The sequence below is a fragment of the Rhizobium cerradonense genome (assembly GCF_030182455.1).
Lineage (GTDB): Bacteria > Pseudomonadota > Alphaproteobacteria > Rhizobiales > Rhizobiaceae > Rhizobium.
The window spans coordinates 258,773-279,904 of the sequence record NZ_JAQJCK010000008.1; the positions used below are offsets into that span (position 1 = coordinate 258,773).

15 protein-coding genes are annotated in these 21,132 nt (G+C 59.9%); 11 read left to right on the forward strand and 4 right to left on the reverse strand.

The genetic code is table 11. The annotated features are described in order from the left end of the window. Window positions 1-141: 141 nt before the first annotated feature. Window positions 142-1,131, reverse strand: coding sequence for a potassium channel beta subunit family protein (locus PH547_RS20540; protein ID WP_285169279.1), 990 nt, complete (start codon window positions 1,129-1,131; stop codon window positions 142-144). 473 nt (window positions 1,132-1,604) lie between these two features. Here PH547_RS20540 and PH547_RS20545 point away from each other — a divergent pair, with 473 nt between their 5' ends. From PH547_RS20545 to PH547_RS20595, 11 genes are all read left to right on the forward strand, one after another. Then, window positions 1,605-2,045, forward strand: coding sequence for a ParB N-terminal domain-containing protein (locus PH547_RS20545; RefSeq protein WP_285169280.1), 441 nt, complete (start codon window positions 1,605-1,607; stop codon window positions 2,043-2,045). A gap of 124 nt (window positions 2,046-2,169) precedes the next feature. Further along, window positions 2,170-3,165: an ornithine cyclodeaminase gene (locus tag PH547_RS20550; protein WP_285169281.1), complete on the forward strand. Its 996-nt coding sequence runs from the start codon at window positions 2,170-2,172 to the stop codon at window positions 3,163-3,165. An 11-nt stretch (window positions 3,166-3,176) separates the two neighbouring features. Further along, a complete protein-coding gene (locus PH547_RS20555; protein ID WP_285169282.1) occupies window positions 3,177-4,490 on the forward strand; it encodes a type III PLP-dependent enzyme domain-containing protein in 1,314 nt (437 codons plus the stop codon). Then, a complete protein-coding gene (locus tag PH547_RS20560; RefSeq protein WP_285169283.1) occupies window positions 4,487-5,554 on the forward strand; it encodes a PLP-dependent cysteine synthase family protein in 1,068 nt (355 codons plus the stop codon). The genes PH547_RS20555 and PH547_RS20560 overlap by 4 nt, the downstream gene beginning before the upstream one ends. A 13-nt stretch (window positions 5,555-5,567) precedes the next feature. Beyond that, window positions 5,568-6,989 carry an MATE family efflux transporter gene (locus tag PH547_RS20565; RefSeq protein WP_285169295.1) on the forward strand — a complete coding sequence of 474 codons (1,422 nt, stop codon included), beginning with the start codon at window positions 5,568-5,570 and terminating at the stop codon, window positions 6,987-6,989. Between the two features lie 240 nt (window positions 6,990-7,229). Then, the gene (locus PH547_RS20570) at window positions 7,230-8,150 is read left to right on the forward strand and encodes an ABC transporter substrate-binding protein (RefSeq protein WP_285169284.1); all 921 of its coding nucleotides are present in this window, start codon (window positions 7,230-7,232) and stop codon (window positions 8,148-8,150) included. Window positions 8,151-8,200: 50 nt separating this feature from the next. Next, window positions 8,201-9,178: a FecCD family ABC transporter permease gene (locus PH547_RS20575; protein WP_285169285.1), complete on the forward strand. Its 978-nt coding sequence runs from the start codon at window positions 8,201-8,203 to the stop codon at window positions 9,176-9,178. 2 nt (window positions 9,179-9,180) lie between these two features. Then, on the forward strand, window positions 9,181-10,215 hold the full coding sequence (locus PH547_RS20580; RefSeq protein WP_285169286.1) for a FecCD family ABC transporter permease: 1,035 nt from the start codon (window positions 9,181-9,183) through the stop codon (window positions 10,213-10,215). Between the two features lie 7 nt (window positions 10,216-10,222). Beyond that, window positions 10,223-11,011, forward strand: a complete 789-nt coding sequence (locus PH547_RS20585; RefSeq protein ID WP_285169287.1) for an ABC transporter ATP-binding protein — start codon at window positions 10,223-10,225, stop codon at window positions 11,009-11,011. A 32-nt stretch (window positions 11,012-11,043) separates the two neighbouring features. Further along, window positions 11,044-11,367, forward strand: coding sequence for a hypothetical protein (locus PH547_RS20590; protein WP_283051718.1), 324 nt, complete (start codon window positions 11,044-11,046; stop codon window positions 11,365-11,367). 132 nt (window positions 11,368-11,499) lie between these two features. Continuing rightward, window positions 11,500-12,489 carry a Tim44 domain-containing protein gene (locus tag PH547_RS20595; protein ID WP_104827214.1) on the forward strand — a complete coding sequence of 330 codons (990 nt, stop codon included), beginning with the start codon at window positions 11,500-11,502 and terminating at the stop codon, window positions 12,487-12,489. A 95-nt stretch (window positions 12,490-12,584) separates the two neighbouring features. Here the strand turns inward: PH547_RS20595 and PH547_RS20600 are convergent, their stop codons facing one another. The 3 genes from PH547_RS20600 to istA all read right to left on the reverse strand — a co-directional run bounded on the left by PH547_RS20600 (window position 12,585) and on the right by istA (window position 20,964). Further along, a complete protein-coding gene (locus PH547_RS20600; protein WP_483315559.1) occupies window positions 12,585-18,536 on the reverse strand; it encodes a beta strand repeat-containing protein in 5,952 nt (1,983 codons plus the stop codon). Window positions 18,537-18,725: 189 nt separating this feature from the next. Beyond that, entirely contained in the window at window positions 18,726-19,415 is a 690-nt protein-coding gene (locus tag PH547_RS20605; protein WP_285169288.1) for an ATP-binding protein, read from the reverse strand. 13 nt (window positions 19,416-19,428) lie between these two features. Further along, window positions 19,429-20,964: an IS21 family transposase gene (gene istA / locus PH547_RS20610; protein ID WP_065091858.1), complete on the reverse strand. Its 1,536-nt coding sequence runs from the start codon at window positions 20,962-20,964 to the stop codon at window positions 19,429-19,431. Window positions 20,965-21,132 lie beyond the last annotated feature (168 nt).

The window sequence follows — 21,132 nt, forward strand, 5'->3', positions numbered from 1 at the left end:
TCGACTCAGTTAAGGAACGCTTTCAAACATGATAATATTTGCCTGAATATGGCGTGAACGCGTCGTTTTGATTTAATTCATCGAAATCTCGAAGGGGTCATGATGGTATTCCGGTCATAAACCTCGCGGGCTGCTCCTGGCTCAGAACCGCTGCGGGGCCGCCGGCTTGTTTCCGGCGATGGCGTCGATACGAGCCAACACCTCGGGTGTCAGCTTATCTCTGTGTGCCAGCGCTGCCAGGTTGTCCTCCAGTTGGCTCATGCGCGAGGCGCCGAGGATCACCGTGGACACATGGGGGTTCGAAAGGCACCAGAGCAGAGCCATATGGGTGATCGAGATGCCGATCTCTTCCGCGAGGTCAGCCAGTTCCACCACCTGGGCAAGCCGAGCGCGGCCGGCGTCGCTCGCCCATCTCTCCTTCAGCCATTCATAACCCGGCAGGTTCATGCGGCTGTCGTTCGGCACCCCCTTATTGTACTTGCCGGTCAGAACGCCCGATGCGAGCGGCGACCAGATCGTGGTGCCCAAGCCCATCAGGTCATAAAGCGGCAGGTAATCACCCTCGACCTTCTGGCGTTCGAAAATATTGTATTGCGGCTGTTCCATAGTCGGCGGCGTGATGCGCAGATCGCGGGCTACTGCATAGGCTTCGGTCAATTGCTGGGCTGACCATTCCGACGTACCCCAATAGAGGATTTTGCCCTGGGTAACGAGATCGTGCATGGCGCGAACCGTTTCCTCGATCGGCGTATCGATGTCGGGCCGGTGGCAAAAATAGAGATCGAGATATTCCACCTGCAGGCGCTTCAGCGCAGCGTGAGCGGCGTCCGTAACATGCTTGCGCGACAGGCCCCGTTGGGTCGGCTTCTGACCACCCCAAAACACCTTGCTCGAAACGATGAAGCTATCCCGGCTCCAGCCGAGGGTTTTCAGGGCTTCGCCCATAACGATTTCGGACTTTCCGCTCTCATAGCCCTCGGCATTGTCGAAGAAATTGATGCCGCTGTCATAGGCACGTGACATCAGACTTACGGCATCGCTGCCTTCGACCTGTCGGCCGAAGGTAACCCACGATCCGAACGAGAATTCGCTGACCTGCAGGCCCGACTTTCCAAGACGACGATATTCCATGGTGCAACTCCTCCGGGGCAATCGATGCGGCAACATAGGCGCATAGCAGCAACAAAGACAATCACCTTCCCGTCAGCTTTCGTTGAATACAAACGCCGGATTTGCCCGTCGTCCTCCCCATTCAGCGAACCACGTTCGCGGTCGGCGCAAAGGGTGATCGGAACGACAAATTGCCGAGAAACTATCTGACAAGCAGAATGACGAGCACATGAGACCCCGCCGCGTGTTCCATGCCATATGGGCTTTGCGACAGCATCGCATGGCTCATTTTCGCACAACCTCTTATACTATCAATAGTTGTTATACTTTTGTTAGCCAGATTCTAACGCACTGTTTTAGATAGATTCTTAGTTTAATTCTAAAGTTGATTATTTTCATCATCTTTTATTGACTGCATCTTAAAAGGGTGTAAGTTCCCGCTCATAAACGATCCGGCTTGCGCTCTCGCAAATCATGACGTCGGGGAGGCGTGAATGAAAACGAGCATTGTTCAGTACCAGCTTCTCGACCCCAGGAGGCTCATTCCAACCGAAGAAATCGACAGTGACAGGGTAAACGAGCTCGAACAGGAGATCGTCCAATCCGGCCGGTGGACGCGGCCGATCACCGTCCATCGCGGCGATTGGTTCGTCATGGACGGGCACCACAGGCTCACCATTGCGCAACGCCTTGGCTTCAAAGTCCTGCCAGTTGTTCTTTTGGACTACGACACCGTCCGGGTGGAAGCATGGCGGCTGGGTGAGACAATCACTCCCGACATGATTTTCGAGATGGCGCGCAGCGGCCGAAAATTCCCCTGCAAAACGACGCGCCACATTTTCGAAGGCCCGCCGCCGGCTTGCGATATTCCTTTGAGGGATCTCCGGCATCCCGACCCCAGCCCAAGCGCCAAACATTCAATGGCTCCCTCCTAAGGCGAGAGGCCAAACGGCCCAGCGCAGATCCTCCCATCCCGATGGTTGGGTGAGCGAAACGCTCGCTCAGCGCCGCCCCTTTTTTCACCTCACATCACATCGGCAACATCGAAAGGCATCGACGATGACCAAGACGTTCATGCACACGCCTGCCATCCATATCCTCACACGTTCCGACCTATCGGATATCGAGCTGCCGCCGGCGGAGGTCATTCGACTCGTCGAAGACGCCTACTTGTCCTATGCCAACGGACAGTCGCGTTGCCCGACCAAGCTTATGATGCCGCTCCCGAACGAGCAGCGGGATGCGGTATCCTATTCGATGCTCGGATATGATGGCGCGCTCGAACAGGTCGGGTTCAAGACCTCCTATCGCCAAGGCAGCGAAAGCGCCGAAAAATACTACACCACGATCAGCCTCTATGACGACGCGACCGGGCTTCCCTTCGCGTTCATGGATTGCCATCGCGTTGGCGGTTCGCGCACTCCGGCGACGACCGCGATCATTGCCAAGCATTGCGCCAAGGAGGACGCTCGATCGGTGCTGATGATCGGGACAGGTGCGCAGGGCATCAATACGCTACCATATCTTCTGACCGCCCTGCCCCGCCTGCAAACCCTGCGCCTCTTTGGCACGCATCCCGACGGGATTGCCGCGAGCCTCTCCACATTTGCCAAGTATTTTCCTGATCGTGAGATCGAGTTGGTGAAGGATGTCCCGGAAGCTGTCGCAGCGTCCGATATCGTCGTGGCCGCCTCCGGCCGCGCCGCCCACCCCAAAGTCCAGACCAAGTGGCTCAAGCCCGGTGGTCTATTGATCTCGGTTGCCAGCAAGGGGGTTGAATCGGGCGCATTGCACGATGCGGACTATGCGATTGCGACGAACGAGGGTCAGTTGGGCGTCACCGGAAAGAGGCTCGCCGGCGCGGACGGCGTTGCCAAGATCGACGCAGAACTGCCTGAAATCGTCGGCGGCCGCAGGCCCGGGCGCAACACTCAGGAGGACCGCGTGTTCGCCTTCAGCAGCGGCATGATCATCACGGATATCCCTGTCGCCCATGCACTGGCCACCAGAGGGATTGCCGCCGGTCGCGGCAAGCGGGTCGAACTATGGAACTAGGGATCAATTCGATGCGCGCTCGTGAACAGGCCTGGGCGACCGCCGTCAGGCAAGACATTGAGCTGCTGAGCCAGATACACGGCGCCACGGATGGCCCGTTTCATATCATCCATCCCGAGAGCTTTGCCGACAATCTCGCGGCCTTCCAGCGCATTTTGCGGGAAAGGAACGTGGCAGGACACGTTTATTTCGGCAAGAAAGCCAATAAGGCGGGCGCATGGCTGCGTGAGGTTGCAAGGCTGCACGGATCAGTGGACGTCGCCAGCATACCCGAATTTGTTCATGCGCTGGCCAACGGCGTTCGGGGTGAGAATATTGGCGTGACGGGCGCCGCCAAGAGCAACGAACTCTTGTGGCTGGCTTGCCGCCACGGTGCAACCGTTGCCATCGACGCCCTGGACGAACTGGAGCGGGCGATCGGCATCGCGGCGGACACCGCTCCCTTGCAAATCCTGCTGCGTGTGCTGCCGCCCTCCGGGCAGAACAGCCGCTTCGGACTCAATTCAAATGACCTTCGCGTGGCGCTCGAGCGCTGCGCGAAGGCCGGAGCCCACCTGATCATGGATGGCTTTTCCTTCCATCTCGACGGCTACGCGGTGCTGCCGCGCGCCGAATTGGCATCGATGTTGATCGACCAATGCTTGGAAGCACGCCGACAGGGCTTTCCGGCATCCGCCATTTCCATAGGCGGCGGCTTTGCCTGCGCCTATGTCGAAGAGCCCGATTGGAAAGCCTTTAGGGAGTTGGTGGATCCGGCTGATTTTCACGCGGAAAAGAGCTTCAGCCACTTCTATCCCTACTACCAGGCCCCCACGGGCGCCGCCATGCTCGACGCGATCCTGCAAAGCCGAGATGCAGAGGGAACGCTCGCATCGAAGCTGATCGCAGCGGACGTGCAATTATACCTCGAGCCAGGTCGAGCCCTTCTCGACGGTGCGGGAATCACGGTCTTTCCGGTGCAGGGTTTCAAGAAAAATGCAGAGCACGGCATCGTTACCGTCGCCGGCCTCAGCATGAGTTTGTCGGAACAATGGAAAAACAGCGAGTTTCTGCCGACCCCTGTTCTGGTGCAAAGGGGAGAAGCCCGCCCGCAGGAGCCCGTTCGAGCAGCGATCGGCGGCTCCAGTTGCATGGAATACGACGTTCTGACCTGGCGCAAGATCGCATTTCCCGCGGCACCTCGGTATGGCGATCTGATCATCTATCCCAATACCGCTGGCTATCAGATGGACAAGAACGAGAGTGAGTTTCACCAGCTCGCCTTGCCGCCCAAGATTGTTGTGGCCCGGCAAGGCGAACGTTTCACCTGGAGAATGGATCAATGACCAGACACATTAGCCGGCCTGCTGAACGAGTGGTAACCACATGCTCCGAGCTGATTGGCGACACGCCGTTGCTGGAACTTGCCCGGACGGGATCCGGCAGTCGATTGCTGCTGAAGCTGGAACAGTTCAACCCGACCGGCTCCTGCAAGGTTCGAATGGCGCGGGAAATGATCCTGGCAGCCGAGCGGGACGGAAAACTGAAGCCGGGCGGCTGCATCGTCGAGCCGACCTCGGGCAATACCGGAACGGGCCTGGCGCTTGCGGCGATCGAACGGGGCTATAAGTTTACCGCAGTCGTAGACAGCCACGCATCGCGCGACAAGCTTCGGGCGATGAAGGCCATGGGCGTCGATCTCGTTTTTATCGAGGGCAAGGGAGAAGGCCCAAGCACTGTCGAGCGGCGGCGCGTCGCGGGGGAAATTGCCAAGGAAACAGGTGCATTCTGGCCGGATCAGCACCATAACCCCAACAACAACAATGGCTATGTTGGCCTCGCGGCCGAACTGCTGCGTGACCTTGGCACGGATGTCGACTATCTCGTCGGCGCGGTCGGCACCGGCGGCACTCTATGCGGAACGGTAAGGGAGTTGCGCCGCCTCGGCTCGCAGGTAACGAGCATCGGCGTCGAACCGACAGGATCGATTATCTTCGGAGGACGACCCGGCAAGTATTGGCAGACCGGCGCCGGCGCGCCGGGCGGATTTACCGTCGGCCCCAATGTCGATCACGCTCTGATCGATGAGGGACTGACGGTCGGCGACATCGATGCGTTCACTGCTGCCCGTGTTGTCGCTCGCCGAACGGGAATGCTTGTCGGCGGCACCGCCGGCGCCGGGATCCATGTGGCGCTCAAGCGTTTGGCCCTTATCGAGCCGAACAGCACGATGGTGGTCCTGGTCTGTGACGCGGGCGAAAAATATCTCGATACCATCTACGACGATGAGTGGCTTCGGGAGCGTCATCTGTTCGACGAGACAGCACATCGGCGACTGCATCGGCTCTTCGATGCGTACCGGGAATCGATATATCTGGCATCTCGAACCGCCGCAGCGTTGGGAGCATAACGACGTGGCCACAATGCAATTTCGGAATTATCGGGAAATCATCGCGCTCGCCGCCCCCATTGCCGGCATTCAGTTCGCTCAGGTCGCTCTTACCAGCACCGATCTCCTGATGATGGGCTTCATCAGTGTTCAGGCGGTTGCTGCCGGCGGTCTCGCGATCCTGCTCTATAACCAACTGCGTACGCTGTGCGTCGGCATGGTGACGGGCGTCGGCAACATGATTGCCGCCTCGGTCGGCCGAGGAGAAAAAAGAACCGGCACCTCATCCATTGACACCACTGCGCATGACGAAATTCGTGATTTGCTCCGGGCGTCCATGCTGCTTGCGACGATCGTCGCGATCGCCGCGGGCATGGTCCTCGTCGCGCTCAGCTATTGCCTGGTCTTTCTCGGGCAGAGCAGCGAGGTCGTCGAGCTTGCGAAGCCGATTATGTTGACCCTCGCACCGGGCTTGCTGCCAATGCTGTGGCTCAATGTCCTTCGTCAGTTTGCGGTAGGAATGCGTCGCGCTGGCTCGCTCTTGCGGGTTACGATCATCTCGATCGGCGTCAACGCCCTGCTCGACGGGGCTTTCATTTATGGATGGCTCGGCTTGCCGAAACTGGGTCTTGCAGGCATCGGTCTGGCGACCACGCTTGTCCAGATATGGACCTTTTTCGTTTATTTGCGTACGGTCCGGCGGGACGAAAAACTGAACGCCCTCCTCGCGCTGGATGGATGGCGGGCGCAGCCTGCGACGATAAGAAAAATCGCCAGGATGGGAACGCCGATCGCATTGACCTACGGTTCCGAAGCGGCAATCACCTCGATCGCGACCGTCTTCATGGGGACGTTCGGTCCGGTCGCTCTCGCCGCTTCCAACATCGTCAATCAGCTCGCCTATATCGTCTACCAAGCCAATATCGGGCTGTCTCAAGGCTCGTCGATCCTGGTGAGCCGCACGGCCGGAAAAGGGCAGACTGGTGAAATCGGCGCGGTCGCGAGGCGCACCTTCACGATCAGCTTTTCCATCATGACGGCTGTTGGGCTCCTCTACGTCTTGCTTCCGCAGGCGGTGCTGCGCCCCTTCCTGGGTGATGAGGCCGATCCGGCCGTGCTCGCCGCCGCAACGACGCTCCTCTGGTTCGCCATAGCCCATCAGTTCTTCAAAGGTTCTCAAAATATCTGCATCGGGCTGCTGCGGGGGCTCGGAAACACGAAGGCTGGGCTGACAAACACGCTCATCGGCTACTGGTTGATCGGCATCCCGGCCATGGCGGTCTGCGGATATTGGATCGGCTGGGGCAGTTACGGCATCTGGTTCGGCCTTTGCGTCGGATTTGGAGCGACCAGCTTTCTGCTGTGGTGGCGTTTCATTGCGGACCTGAGAATGGCATCGGCTACGTCGCAAGACCCTGAATATCGGGCACCCGCCAGGCTTGGCGGAAAGGCATGACGATATTCCGCACACCATACTAAAAGATGATTGTATTCATCATGTTTTGTCGTTAAAGCAGACAATCACGATCAAGTTTTTCAGGCAAAAGCGCTGAGATGTCGTTTCTCCTTGAGCGGTGGAAGCGACGGATAGGCTGTGCCTGTTGAATGAACACTATGTTGTAACAAATATTGACCTGGAGGATTCGCCATGAGGCGGCGCGTGTTGAGCGTGTGTAATATTGCAAGCATTATTGTCATGTTGATCTCGGGAAGCGCTTTCGCAGAGGAAAAACAGACGCTTTCGATCGTGGATGATCGTGGTGTGAGCGTGCAAGCGCCAATCAATCCGAAGCGGATCGCCTCCGTTTCCTACCTTGCGGTCGATGTCGCGCTTGCCCTCGGCATCAAGCCTGTCGCGACCACCTACATGACGGCCGGACGCCAACCGGACTACCTTCTTGGCCTGACAAAGGACATGAAGCAGATCGGGCAACGGGCAAAGCCCAATCTCGAACTGCTGTCGGAAGTCCGGCCCGACGTCATCATTGCCATGAAACGCTATACCGTCGGCAACGCCGCACAGTTCGAGAAGATCGCGCCCTATGTCGCCTATAACATGGAGCTTCTGAGCCAAAGCTATCAGGAGGTCAGCGACCTTTCGAAGCTATTCGGAAATCCGCAGCGCGGCGAAGAACTGAACGCCGCTTTCAAGAAGGATCTCGAAGATTTCGCCGCGAAGGCGCCGAAGGATGTGCACCCGCGTTTCCAGATCATGTGGGCGGGCGATACCCCCTTCTCCTTCCATACTGAAAATACCGCGGCGTCGATCGTTGCAGCGCTCGGAGGCGACAATATTGCCGGCCCGATGACGCAGAACGGTAAGTTCGGCCAGGAACTGAGCCTCGAAACGATGCTGGAAAAAGATCCGCAGGTGATCTTCGTCTATGACAGCGGACCGGATCGTCCGCATGAGAACAATCCCATCTGGCAGCAGCTCTCGGCAGTCAAGAACGGTCGCGTGTTCTATGTCGGCGACGAATGGGTGGAGACCAATGGTCCGATCGCCCGTGAGCTGGTACTGCGTGAGGCCGCCCATTACCTCTATCCTGACACCTTCCCTGCCGTCGATGTCAAGGCGGAGGCGGCCAAGCTGATCCCGACCGAGCTGCAGAATTGATGGGGCTCGCGGCCGATGCGCGGCCACGGAATGATCTTCGATCGCTGGTGATGACAATGATGATCGTGGTCGCTGCCGCGATCGTCGTCATCGGCGGGCTTCTGATCGGCGCAAAGCCGCTTCAGCCGCGTGCTCTTTGGACGGTCCTGTTAGCTCCCGACGGGAAAATCGATTCCATTCTCGTATGGACATTGCGGCTGCCGCGCAGCCTTGCGGCTTTCATCGGAGGCGCCGGTCTCGGCGTCTCCGGTTATCTTCTGCAGACCCTGACGCGCAACCCGCTTGCCGGGCCGGGCCTGACCGGCGTGACATCCGGAGCGGTGACACCGATCGTTTTCTGTTTCGTCTTCGTACCGTGGCTCTCGTCCGCATATTATCCATTGGTCGGACTGGCGGGTGGTTTGGCGGCTGCGTTGTTGACCTTCTGGGTCTCACGCGGGGGCAGAGGACAACCCTTGCATCTAGCCCTTGGCGGCATCAGCATCTCTTTATTCCTCAGCGCGGTCACGACCTACGTCCTCTTGTTGAGCGGACCGCAGGTGCCGTCATTGCTTTTCTGGCTGGCCGGAGGCTTTCAGGGGCGTTCGTGGACGCAGCTCGCATACATGACCCCATGGGTTTTTCTAGGCACAGCCGGCGCATTGACATGCCAGCGTGTGATCGGCCTTCTCGCTCTTAGCGAACAGGCGGCGGCCGGGATGGGATTGCAGCTCTCGTTTTGGAAGCCGTTGCTGCTGCTTCTCGCGGTTTTCCCCGTAGCGGGTGTTACGCCGGTGGCCGGTCCTATCGCGTTCGTCGGTTTGGCCGCGCCGCATATCGCCCGGCTTTTGAGGCCGAACGGTCCGGGATGGACCATTGCCCTGACCGCAGCGCTCGGCGGCCTGATGGTCGTTGCCGCCGATGTGATCGCGCGCAGCATTGCCGCTCCCCAAGAACTTCCGGTCGGGATCGTCACGGCGCTGATAGGAGGGCCGTTGTTCATCTACCTCGTGCAAAGCCGCAGCTTCTCGCTCAAGGGAGAAGCGTGATCATGGCCACTTCCTTGCCGCTCCGAAACACCGGCAGCACCGGGTTCCTGCTCGCCTTTGTCTTCATCGCGCTCCTCTCCTTCGTGCTGGCGGTGTTCGTTGGGGTGGCCGATATTCCGGCATCGGATGTCCTCGCAGTGTTCACGGGAGGCGGCTCGCAGCAGGCGCACTCGATCATCATGGACATCCGCCTGCCTCGTATCATCACGGGAATACTGGCTGGCATTCACCTCGCTGTTTCCGGCCTCATTCTTCAAAGCGTTACCCGCAACCCCCTCGCCGATCCATCGATCATGGGTGTCTCTCAGGGGGCAACGCTTGCAGTCACCATCTTCCTGCTGTTCACAGTCTATATTCACTATACGGGATCGACGACTGTCGCCGAGCTCCCCCTTGAGTGGCTGCCCGCCGTCGGCACGGTGGGTGGTCTTCTGGCCGGCGGCATCATCTATATGCTGGCGTTTCGCCTCGACCTGGGGGCGCTTCGCATTACGCTTTGCGGCATTGCCGTGGGAGCCGTCCTGCAAGCGCTCGCCATCGGATTGATCGCAGGCTGGGGCTCCGCGCGGATCGAAGTGCTGCTGGAATGGCTTTCGGGCAGTCTCTACGCGCGGAGTTGGGAACATGCCGCCTTTCTGTTTCCATATACGATTGCCGGTCTCGCCGTCTTGCCCATGATCCGACGGCCACTGGAACTCCTGCGTTTCGAAGCCCCGATGGCCCAATCCTTCGGGCTTTCCTACAAGCGGCAGTTTTCGCTTGCTCTGCTCCTGTCTTGCGTCCTCGCAGCAAGCGCGGTTGGCACGGTTGGCCCGATCGTCTTCATCGGGCTCATCGTGCCTCACCTAGCCCGCTTTCTTGCCGGCAGACGCAATGCCCTCATTCTGCCGTTGACGGTCGCCCTCGGCGCGGTGACCGTGACCCTTGGAGATCTTGTCGGCCGGCTGATAGGGCAGGCCGACGAAATCCCGATTGGCATCGTCACGGCGATCTGTGGCGTTCCTGTGCTCATCGCACTTCTTCGCAAAACCCCATGAGGATGCCATGCTGCTGTCCTGCTCCCGCCTATCCGTCGCCTATGGTCCTCGAAGAGCGCTGAACGGCCTAGATCTCTCCTTCAGGCCAGGCGAAATCCGCGCGCTGATCGGACCCAACGGCTCCGGAAAGAGCACGGCGCTGCAAGCCCTTTCCGGTCTGATCAAACCGGCCGATGGGAACGCGGAGATCGATGGCAGGCCGATCACATCCATGTCGCGGCGACAATTGGCCAAACGGCTTGCCTTCCTGCCGCAGCAACCGGCCGCGCCTGACGAGATGACCGTGGCGCAACTGGTGCGGCAAGGTCGCTTCGCGCATGTCGGCCTGTTCAAAAGCTATGGTCCGCGGGATGAGGATGCCATTCGCTGGGCGCTGGAAAGCACAGGGCTCCACGGCTTTGCCGACAGGAGCCTGCGGGAACTGTCCGGCGGCGAGCGCCAGCGGGCTTGGATTTCGGCGGCGATTGCCCAGGAAGCACGGATTTTGCTGCTCGATGAGCCGACCTCGTTCCTCGACATAGGCTACCAGGTGGAGGTTCTCGATCTCGTCCACCGGCTCAGCCGGGAAAAGGGTGTCACCATCATCATGGCGATCCACGATCTCAATCAAGCAATGTCGGTTTGCGATCAGATCTCGTTGCTCGATAGAGGCAATCTGGTCTTCGACGGTGATCCCAAGGTCCTGGCCGGCACTGGGCTCATCGAAAAAGTGTTCCGGGTGAAGGGTCGTTTTGTGCCGATCACCTCCGATGGACCCCCGCATTTCGATGTCGAGCTTGCGCATCGATATCACTAGGACGAGCGGAGTTGCAGTGGCTTCGGAGGCCGATGGCAAACATCCAATACGGAGCCGCGAAAATGTATCCGGAAGACCATGATCCGAACGCATCCTCCCAGGATTGGCAGGCGGCCGCAAACAAGAAAGCCCGCTTCCATATCTTGTCCGGGCTTCTGTATCGCATGCATGTGATGCAGTGGCTTTTGGGCAATCTGCCCGCTCGCACCGGAGGGGATCGGCGATCCAGTCCCGACTATGCCCCCGGTGAACTTCAAAACAATGAGTTGGCAGACACTGAGCTAAGCGATCTGCGCCAGAAGGCTTTCATCTCCTCGATGCTCCATGCCGCCTCTTCCCGTTGGAAACGCTGCTGACGGATGGCAACGATCTTGCCGACACACGGAACAGGCAGGCGCAAAGGCGAACTTCCCGCCAACTTTTAATCGCAAGCCGCGTTCCTATATATACCGAACAAGTCATCTTTCTGCCTAAGGACAGGAGAAACAATGCCCGGTGCAGTTCCGCGTTTCACTCAGCTTGCAGTCATCGTCGCCCTTGCCGTTGCTACGTCCCTTGCGAGCTTCAGCGATGCCGATGCGCGTCGTGCCGGCGGTTTTAGTGGATTCGGCAGCCGCGGGACGCGAACCTTTGACTCTCCGGCGATAACCCGCACAGCTCCGACGCAAGCCGCTCCCATCGACCGGACCATGACGCCCCGGCCGCAGACCCAAACCCAAACGCAGTCGCCGATCAATACGCAGCCGCGTCCCAGCCTCTTCAACGGTTTCGGCCGGTCGATGATCGGCGGATTGATAGCGGGCGGTCTTCTCGGCATGCTGCTCGGACACGGGTTCGGCGGCGGCTTCGGTTTCCTTGGCATGCTGCTGCAGATCGGCCTGATCATCGCGGCCATCAGCTTCGCCATGCGGTTTTTCGCCAACCGGCAGCGAACCTCTTATTCGGCATCGGGATCGAACGCGTCATACAATATGAGCGCGCCGCGGCCTTCTTCCTTCTCCATTCCGACGATAGGCGGTGGCGCTGCGAGCCAGGCGCCGCAAAGACATGCCAATGACGAGATCGGGCTGTCGCAAGCCGATCTCGACCGTTTCGAACAGCTTCTGACGGAAGTCCAATCGGCTTATGGCGCCGAGGACTACAACACCCTACGCCGTCTAACCACGCCGGAGGCAATGTCCTATCTTGCCGAGGAGCTCGGAGAGAATGCAACCAAAGGCGTCCGCAACAGCGTTTCCAACGTTCGTCTGCTGCAGGGCGATATTTCAGAAGCCTGGCGCGAAGGCAATGCCGAATATGCCACTCTTGCCATGCGCTATTCGAGCGTCGACGCGCTGCTCGACCGCACGACGGGCCGACTCGTCGACGGCGACGATCGCAATGCGTCTGAGACCACCGAAGTCTGGACCTTCGTGCGCCAGCCCGGTTCCGACTGGAAGCTTTCGGCTATCCAGGGAACAGAACTCCATCACGCTTGAGCCTGCCTCGGCAGGCTCAATGCCTTGTTCTGCACAGCAATGATGACCAGCCGATCATAATAGTTGTCCATTTGCCATCTGGTCACCTCCGAACGTCAGACCGTCAGGTAGGACAAAGCGTCTGACGCGGAGCTGCTCGTCGTCAACGCCGCGAGCTGTGCCGACGTCATGGAAGCGAGCTGACCTGACGTAAAGGCTTCAGCCTGGGACGTTGACAAGGCGGCCAGCGCACTGGTGCTCAGTCCCGAAATCGCGCTCGTGCTCAGAGAGATGATCTGCTCGGTTGAAAACGCGGCGAGGTCGGTAGCATCCAGTGCTGCGGCCTGCATGACGTCGAAGGAGCCGACCTGCGATGTCGACAGCGCTTCGATTTGCGCAGTGCTCATTGCCGCCACCTGGGCGTAGCTCAGCGAAGAAATCTGGCCTGTCGTCAAAGCCGCAATCTCGTCGGAGGATAGGGACGCGATGGCGGTCGTGGACAATCCTCTGATCGCCGTCGAACTAATCGCCGTAAGTTCCTCCGTCGAGAAGGTTTCCAGATCCGTGGTGGTCAACCCGGCAAGCCCGGTGGAACTCAATGCGGAGATCTGACTGGTGGAAAGCGCTTCGACCTGCTCCTCGCTAAGAACTGCGACTTGGTCGCTGCTCAATCCCGCAACGCCTGCCGTGCTCAAGGCCGCAATTTCGGTGGCGGAAAGCGTCACGATAAAGTCCGTAGATAGCCCCTTCATCGCGCTTGAGCTAATCGCACCGAGTTCTTCCGGTGAGAAAGTGTCCAGCATATCAAGGGTCAGGCCCTTCAGCGCCTCCGAACTCAATCCAGCGATCTGACTGGTCGAGAGCGTTTCGACCTGCTCAACCGTCAAGGCGCCGGCCTGCGCGCTGCCGAGGCCTGCAACAGCCGTCGAACTTAAGGCGGCGATTTGCGCATCCGAAAGTGAGGCGATGTCGACGGTGCTCATGGCCGCAATCTGCTTGGAGGTGAGAGCGCCGACCTGAGCGGTCGTCAGGGCATCCACCTGATCGGTGCTGAGGACTGCGATCTGGTTGGTGGTCAGACCCGATATGGCGGCTGTCCCCAGGGCTGCGACTTGGGACGCCGTCAGCGAGGCGACCGTTGCCGTTGACAAGCCCGAGACCGCGCTTGAACCGATCGCCGCGATCTCGGTCGTGGTGAAGGTATCCAGATCATCCGCGCTGAGGGCGGCAATCTGCTTCGAGCTGAGCGCGCTGATCTGCACGCTTGTCAGTGCCTCGACTTGATCGGTGCTCAATACCGCGATCTGATCGGTGGTCAAGCCCGCTATACCCGACGTGCCAAGTGCTGCAACCTGCTCCTCCGAAAGCGAGGCGATGTCGCCGGTGGTCATGGCCGCAATCTGCTTCGAGGTCAGAGCGCCGACCTGAGCCGTCGTCAAAGCGTCCAACTGATCGGTGCTCAGCACTGCGATCTGATCGGTGGTCAGACCCGAAATGGCGGCCGTACCCAGCGCTGCGATTTGGGCGGCCGACAGTGAGGCGATCGTTGCCGTCGACAGGCCCGAAGCCGCACTCGAACCGATTGCCGCAAGCTCGGCTGAGGTGAAGGTATCCAGATCCTGCGCGCTAAGGGCGGCAATCTGTTTCGAGCTGAGGGCGCCGATCTGCACACTGGTCAGCGCCTCGACCTGATTGGTGTTCAGGGCAGCAATCTGGCTGGTGGTCAGACCCTCTATCCCCGCCGTGCCAAGTGCCGTGACCTGTTCCAGCGAAAGCGAGGCGATGTCGGCGGTGCTCAAGGCCGCAATCTGTTTCGAGCTGAGTGCGTGCATTTGTGCCGTCGTCAGGCCGTCCACCTGATCGGTGCTCAGCACTGCGATCTGATCGGTGGTCAACCCCACTATGGCCGCCGTACCCAAGGCCGCCATCTGGGTCGCCGATAGCGAGGCGATCGTTGCCGTCGACAGGCCCGAGACCGCGCTTGAACCGATCGCGGCCATTTCGGCAGTGGTGAAGGTATCCAGATCGTCCGCACTGAGCGCCGCGATCTGCTTCGCGCTGAGCGCGCCCACTTGGGTACTGCTCAAGGCTTCAACCTGATCGGTGCTGAGCACCGCGATCTGATCCGTGGTCAGACCCTCTATCCCCGCCGTGCCAAGTGCCGCGACCTGTTCCAACGAGAGCGAAGCGATATCGTCGGTGCTGAGGACCGCAATCTGCTTCGAGGTGAGAGCGCCGACCTGCGCGGTCGTCAAAGCGTCCAATTGAACGGTGCTGAGCGCCGCGATCTGATCGGTGGTCAGACCCGATATGCCCGCCGTGCCAAGTGCGGCGACCTGGGTCGCCGACAGCGAGGCGATCGTTGCCGTCGACAGGCCCGAGACCGCAATCGAAGTGATTACGGCTATCTCCGCAGCAGTGAAGGTGTCGAGATCCTCGGCGCTGAGGGAGGCAATCTGTTTCGAGCTAAGTGCGCCGACCTGGGTGCTGGTCAGGGCCTCGACCTGATCGGTGCTGAGCGCCGCGATCTGATCGGTGGTCAGACCTGCGATGCCCGCCGTGCTCAAAGAGGTGATCTGGCTTGCCGAAAGGGTAGCGATGTCGCCGGTGCCCAAGGCCGCAACCTGTCGCGAGCCGAGCGCGCCGACCTGAGCGTTGGTCAGAGCGTCCACCTGATCGGTACTCAGGGCCGCGATCTGCTTGGTGCTCAGTCCACTGACGCCGACCGTGCTCAGCGCCGCGATTTGAGCCGTCGTCAAGGAGGCGATCGCGTCCGTCGACAGGCCTGGGATCGCATTCGAACCGATCGCCGCGATCTCCTTCGTCGAGAAGGTCGCTATATCGTCAGACCCCAATACCATAAGCTGTGTGGAACTGAGTGCTCCGATCTGGGTGCTGGTCAAAGCCTCCATCTGCGCCGTGTTCAGGGCCGCGATCTGCTTGGTGCTGAGCACATTGATATCTGCCGTACTCAACGATGCGATCTGGGTCGTCGTCAGGGAGGCGACGGTGTCTGTCGACAATCCGGCGATGGTATCCGAACTGATCGCCGCAATGTCCTTGGTCGAAAACGTTGCTATGTCGTCCGTGCCGAGGGCTCCGATCTGCCGTGAGCTCAGCGCGCCGACCTGGGTGCTCGTCAAGGCCTCCACTTGAGCGGTGCTCAGCGCTGCAATCTGCGCTGTGCTCAGGGCGGCAATACCCTGCGTACTCAGGGCCGCGATCTGGGCTGTCGTCAGGGAGGCGATCGTCGCCGTCGACAACCCCGGAATCGCACTCGAACTGATTGCCGCAATGTCCTTGGTCGAGAAGGTTGCTATGTCGTCCGAAGTAAGCGCGGCAATCTGTGTGGAATGGAGAGCGCCGACCTCGGCGCTGGTCAAGGCTTCAGCCTGACTGGTGCTGAGCACCGCTAGTTGCTTGGTGCTCAATCCCGCAACGCCAGCCGTGCTGAGGGAAGCAATCTGGGCTGTTGAAAGAGCCGCTATGTCGTCTGTGCTCAAAGCAGCAACCTGCGCCGAACTCAGCGCCGCGATCTGCTTGGTCGACAGAAGCGCAATCTGATCGGTGCTCAGGACGGCGAGCTGCTTGGTCGAAAGTCCTGCGACGCCAGCGGTGCTCAGTGCCGCGATTTGGGTCGTTGAAAGCGACGCTATGTCGCCCGTGCTCAGCGCCGCGATCTGTGTCGAGCTGAGTGCGCCGATCTGGGTACTGGTCAGGGCGTCGAGCTGAGCCGAGCTCAGGGCGGTAATCTGATCGGCAGTCAAGCCCGTAATGCCCGATGAACTCAGCACGGCGATCTTGTCGGTGGACAAGACTGTAACATCGTCACCCAAGGCAGCGACTTGCGACGAAGTCAGCGCCTTGACCTGCGCAGCGGAGAGGAGGCCGACCTGAGTGCTGCTCAAGGCTTCGACCTGATCGGCCGTCAGGCTCACAACTGCGCTGGTGCTCAGGGCAGCAATCTGATCTTCGCTGAGAGATGCGACAACATCCGTGCTCAAGCCCGGCATGGCCTTGCTCGTGATCGACGCGATATCGGCGGTTGAGAAGGTCGCGATGTCCTCTGCGCTCAGGGCCGCAAGTTGCGTTGAACTCAGCACCTTCACCTGGGCCGTGGATAGTGCTTGGACCTGAGCTGTGCTCAAGGCGTCGATCTGGTCGGCCGTCAGGCCTACAACCGCGCTGGTGCTCAGGGCAGCAATCTGAACAGTCGACAGGGCTCCGATAATATCTTCGCTCAGGCCCGATATAGCCTTGTTCGTGATCACCGCGATATCGGCGGTCGAGAACACAGCTATGTCCTCTGCGCTCAGGGCCGCAAGTTGCGTTGAAGTCAGCGACCGCACCTGCGTCGTGGACAGAGCTCCCACCTGATCGGTGCTCAAAGCCTCGACCTGGTCGGCCGTCAAGTTTGCAACCGCGCTGGTGCTCAAGGCAGCAATCTGAACGGTCGACATGGCTTCGATCTGGTCGGCGCTCAGGGCCTGAAGCTGTACTGTCTTGAGGGCATTGATCTGGAGCGTGGTCAACACGGCGATCTGATCGTCGGAAAGCGCCGCGACGGTATCCGTGCTCAAGCCTGTCAGGGCTTTGCTGGTGATCGCCACGATATCCGCGGTGGAAAAGGTCGCTATGTCCTCCTCGCTCAGAACCGCAAGCTGCGTCGAGCTCAGCGCCTTGACCTGCGTCGGCGACAGAGCCTCGACCTGATCGGTGCTCAAGGCCGTAAGCTGTGCTGTTGTCAGCGCTGCGACCTGAAGTGTCGTCAATACAGCGATCTGATTGGTGCTAAGCGCTGCGACTGTGTCCGTGTTCATGCCCGGGAGGGCCTTGACCGTGATCGCCGCAATGTCCGCGGTCGAGAAGGTCGCTATATCGTCCGCGCTCAGGGCCGCAAGTTGCGTCGAGCTCAGCGACTTGACCTGCGTCGGCGTCAAAGCCTCGACCTGATCGGTGCTCAAGGCCTGGAGTTGCACTGTCGTGAGCGCGCTGAGCTGGGCTGTCGTCAATGAAGCGATCTGACTTGTGGTAAAGGCGGCGACAATGTCCGTGCTCAGACCGGGCATGGCCTTGCCGGCGATCGCCGTGATATCGGCGGCCGAGAATGTCGCTATATCCTCTGCGCTCAAGGCAGAAAGTTGTGTCGAAGTCAGCGCCTTCACCTGGGTCGACGACAAGGCCTCGACCTGATCGGAGGTCAAAGCCTCGATCTGCGCTGTCTTGAGGGCAGCGATCTGGACCGTCGTCAATACGGAGATCTGCTTCGTGGAGAGCTCTGCGATGACGTCCGCGCTCAGGCCCGGTATGGCTTTGGCCGTGATGACAGCGATATCAGCGGTCGAGAAGGTCGCTATATCATCCGTGCTGAGAGCCCCAAGTTGCGTCGAAGTCAGAGCCTTGACCTGCGCCGAGGTCAGAGCCTTGACCTGATCGGTGCTCAAGGCTGCGATCTGATCGGTCGTCAGCTTTGGAACCGCGACAGTGCTCAATGCGGCGATCTGAGTGGTGGTGAGGGCTTCAAGAATGCCCGTACCCAGGCCCAAGATGCCTTTGCTCGTGATCGCCGCGACATCGGCGGTCGAGAATGTCGCTATGTCATCCGTGCTTAGGACCGCCAGCTGCGTCGAGGATAGGGCCTTGACCTGCGCCGGCGACAAGGCTTCGACCTGGGCGGTGCTCAAACCGGCGATCTGATCGGTCGTCAGGCTTGCAATTGCGGTGGTGCTGAGGGCAGCAATCTGGGCGGTCGACAGGCCATCGAACTGATCAGCGTCCAAGGCCTCGACCTGCGTTGTTTTAAGCGAGGCGACCTGGGCTGTCGTCAACACGGCAATCTTGTCGGAGGAAAGCGCTGCGATAACTTCCGTACTCAAGCCTTTCACGGCCTTGCTGGCAATTGCCGCGATATCGGCGGTGGAGAACGTCGCGATGTCCGCCGTGCCCAAGGCCGCGAGTTGCGTCGAGCTCAGCGACGCCACCTGCGCCGACGACAGGGTTTCGACCTGTTCCGTGCTCAATGCCTCAAGTTGCTTCGTCGTGAGGCCGGTGATCTGAAGCGTCGTCAATGCGGCGATCTGATCGGTGGAGAGCTCCGCGATGACGTCCGTGTGTATTCCAATGAAACCGGACGGGGTTTCCGATCATTGACCGGACGCTTATTCCAGCGTTTTACCGGACGCGATTCCGAGGCGAAGCCGGACGGTGTAGAGCGTCTCTGGGCCTGAGTTGATCATTGTCGGCGAATATCAGGCTGGTCAAGCCTGAGTTGCATCCTCGGCTGACAGGTTTCGATGTTTGCGCAGGCTCTCACCGGAAAGTTCGATGCGGTAGGCGTTGTGGACGAGGCGATCCAGCACGGCGTCGGCGATCGTGGGATTTCCGATCATATCGTACCAGTGGTCCACGCGGCGTTGCTCGTCGCTGAGCTTCTCGGGGCCCCAATCATCCAGGATCAGGAGATCGGTTTTGGCCAAGCTCTTGAGCACCTTTGCGTAGCGACCGTCGCCTCGTCCCAAGGCAAGCGCGGCAAAGAGCCGGGGCACGCGGTGATAGGCGACGGAAAGATCCTCACGGCACGCCTTGTGGCCGAGGGCGCAGGCCAGCCAGCTTTTGCCGACGCCGGCTGGTCCGATCAATAGCAAGGAGTGCCGCTGTCTGATCCAGTCGCAGGTCGAAAGCTTGAGGAAGAGATTACGGTCGAGACCGCGTGCTGCACGGAAATCGACATTCTCGACCTGGGCGTCATGACGGAGCCTGGCCGCGCGGGCTCGTGCCTCGAAGCGTTTCTGGCGGCGCGTGGTCTGCTCGCGTTCGAGCAAGATCGCGAGCCATTCGCCATGCTGAAGGCTTCTCGCTTCCGGTTGCTTCTCCAGGTCCTGGAAAGCGGTGGCCATGCCGGAAAGGCCGAGTTGGTACAGAGTATCGACGGTGGGATTGGTCAGCATTTTTGATTGTCTCCTAATGAAAGTAGGCTTTGCCGCGAAGATTGGCATGCTCACCGACGGCGGCGGTTTCGGCGGAATGTCTTGGTGCCTTGTAGGTGCTGATGAGGGCGCTGATGCTTTTGCAGGTCAGTCCACCGATCTCGACGGCACGGGCGGACACCGCTTCGGCCTGCATCGTGGGAATTGCCCGATAGAGCTTCAGCACGCCGAGGCAAGTTCGAAAGCCTTGTTCTGGATGAGGACGGTTGGCCAGGATGGCGATGATCAGCCCCTCTGTGTGAGGTCCGATGGATGCACCCCAGCGCTGGAAGCGTTCGGGAGACCATTCTGCGTAACGGCGGTGCGAACTGGGCATATGGTCGGGGTCGGTTCCGTGGCGGGAACCGCCGTAACGGCGTTGGTGGGCCGCAACCCTCTTGCCTTTGAAGAAGACCTCGATTGTGCGGCTCGTGGCCCGGATATCCACCTGCTGGCGGATGAGCGCATGGGGCACGGAATAGAAATAGTGCTCGAACTCGACGTGATAGTCAGTCGACACCCGCGCCAGCTTCCATTCGGCGTATTCGTAAGCCTCCGCCGGAAGAGCCGCCAGTGCCGGGCGTTCCATGGTCTCGAACATCTCCTGGCGGGTTTTGCCAAGCCGCTTCATTACGTGCGTGTTGATCCGCTCGACGGCTCCGCGGATCGCGGCATTGGCTTCCTCCAGTGAGAAGAAGGTCTGATTACGCAGCCGGCCGAGGATGCAGCTTTGGGCAAAACGAACGCCGGCCTCGACCTTTGGCTTGTCTTTCGGGCGCCTCGGTCGTGCGGGGAGGACACCGACGCCGTAATAGGCGGCCATGGTGCCATAACTGCGATTGATCTCTGGATCGTAGAAGCTCGCCTTGTTGACGCCGGACTTCAAATTATCCGGAACGATAAGGCGCGGCACGCCGCTGAAGAAGGCGAACATGCGCACGTGCGAGCCAATCCAATCCGGTAGGGTCTGGGTCCAGGTTGCTTCTGCAAACGCATAACTCGATGCGCCAAGCACGCCGACAAAGATCTCCGCCTCGCGGATCTCGCCGGTCTTGCGATCGACGATCGGCAGCTTCTTGCCGGAATAGTCGACGAACACCTTGTCGCCGGCGATATGGATCTGCCGCATCGTTGGCGTCAGACGTCGCTCAAAGCCGCGGAACAGGTCGCAGAACCGGCTGAACCCGTAGCCATCCGGATGAATCGCCCGGTATTCCTCCCACAGGATCGTCAGCGTCACGCCGGGCTTCTTCAGCTCGACCGCAATGACGCTCCAATCCGGCTCTGGTAGTCGCCGCACCCCTTGTTTGGTGCCTCGCCGGGCGAAAAGTTTGCCTTCCAGGACGTCGTCAGTCAGATCGGCAGGCAAAGGCCATGACAGCCCTGCCGTCGCAGCCCGCCCGATCCCGTCCTGCACCGTGCTGCGGGCAATCCCGAGCAGATCGGCAATATCGCGAACGCTCACGCCGTCTGATCGCAGTCGAAGCAAATGTCGTAGTTGTCTCATGGTCAGCCTTCGTCTCTTCGACATGCCATCTCCTCAAGTTCAAAAGGAAATGCATGCCAAGGTTGCTGACCCAGGGGCACTGCTTACGTTGAAAAACTGTCCGGTATCAAATCGGAATCGCGTCCGGCTAATTCTCGGAATCGTGTCCGGTTTTTGATTGGAACGCCGTCCGGTAAATCATCGGAATCTACA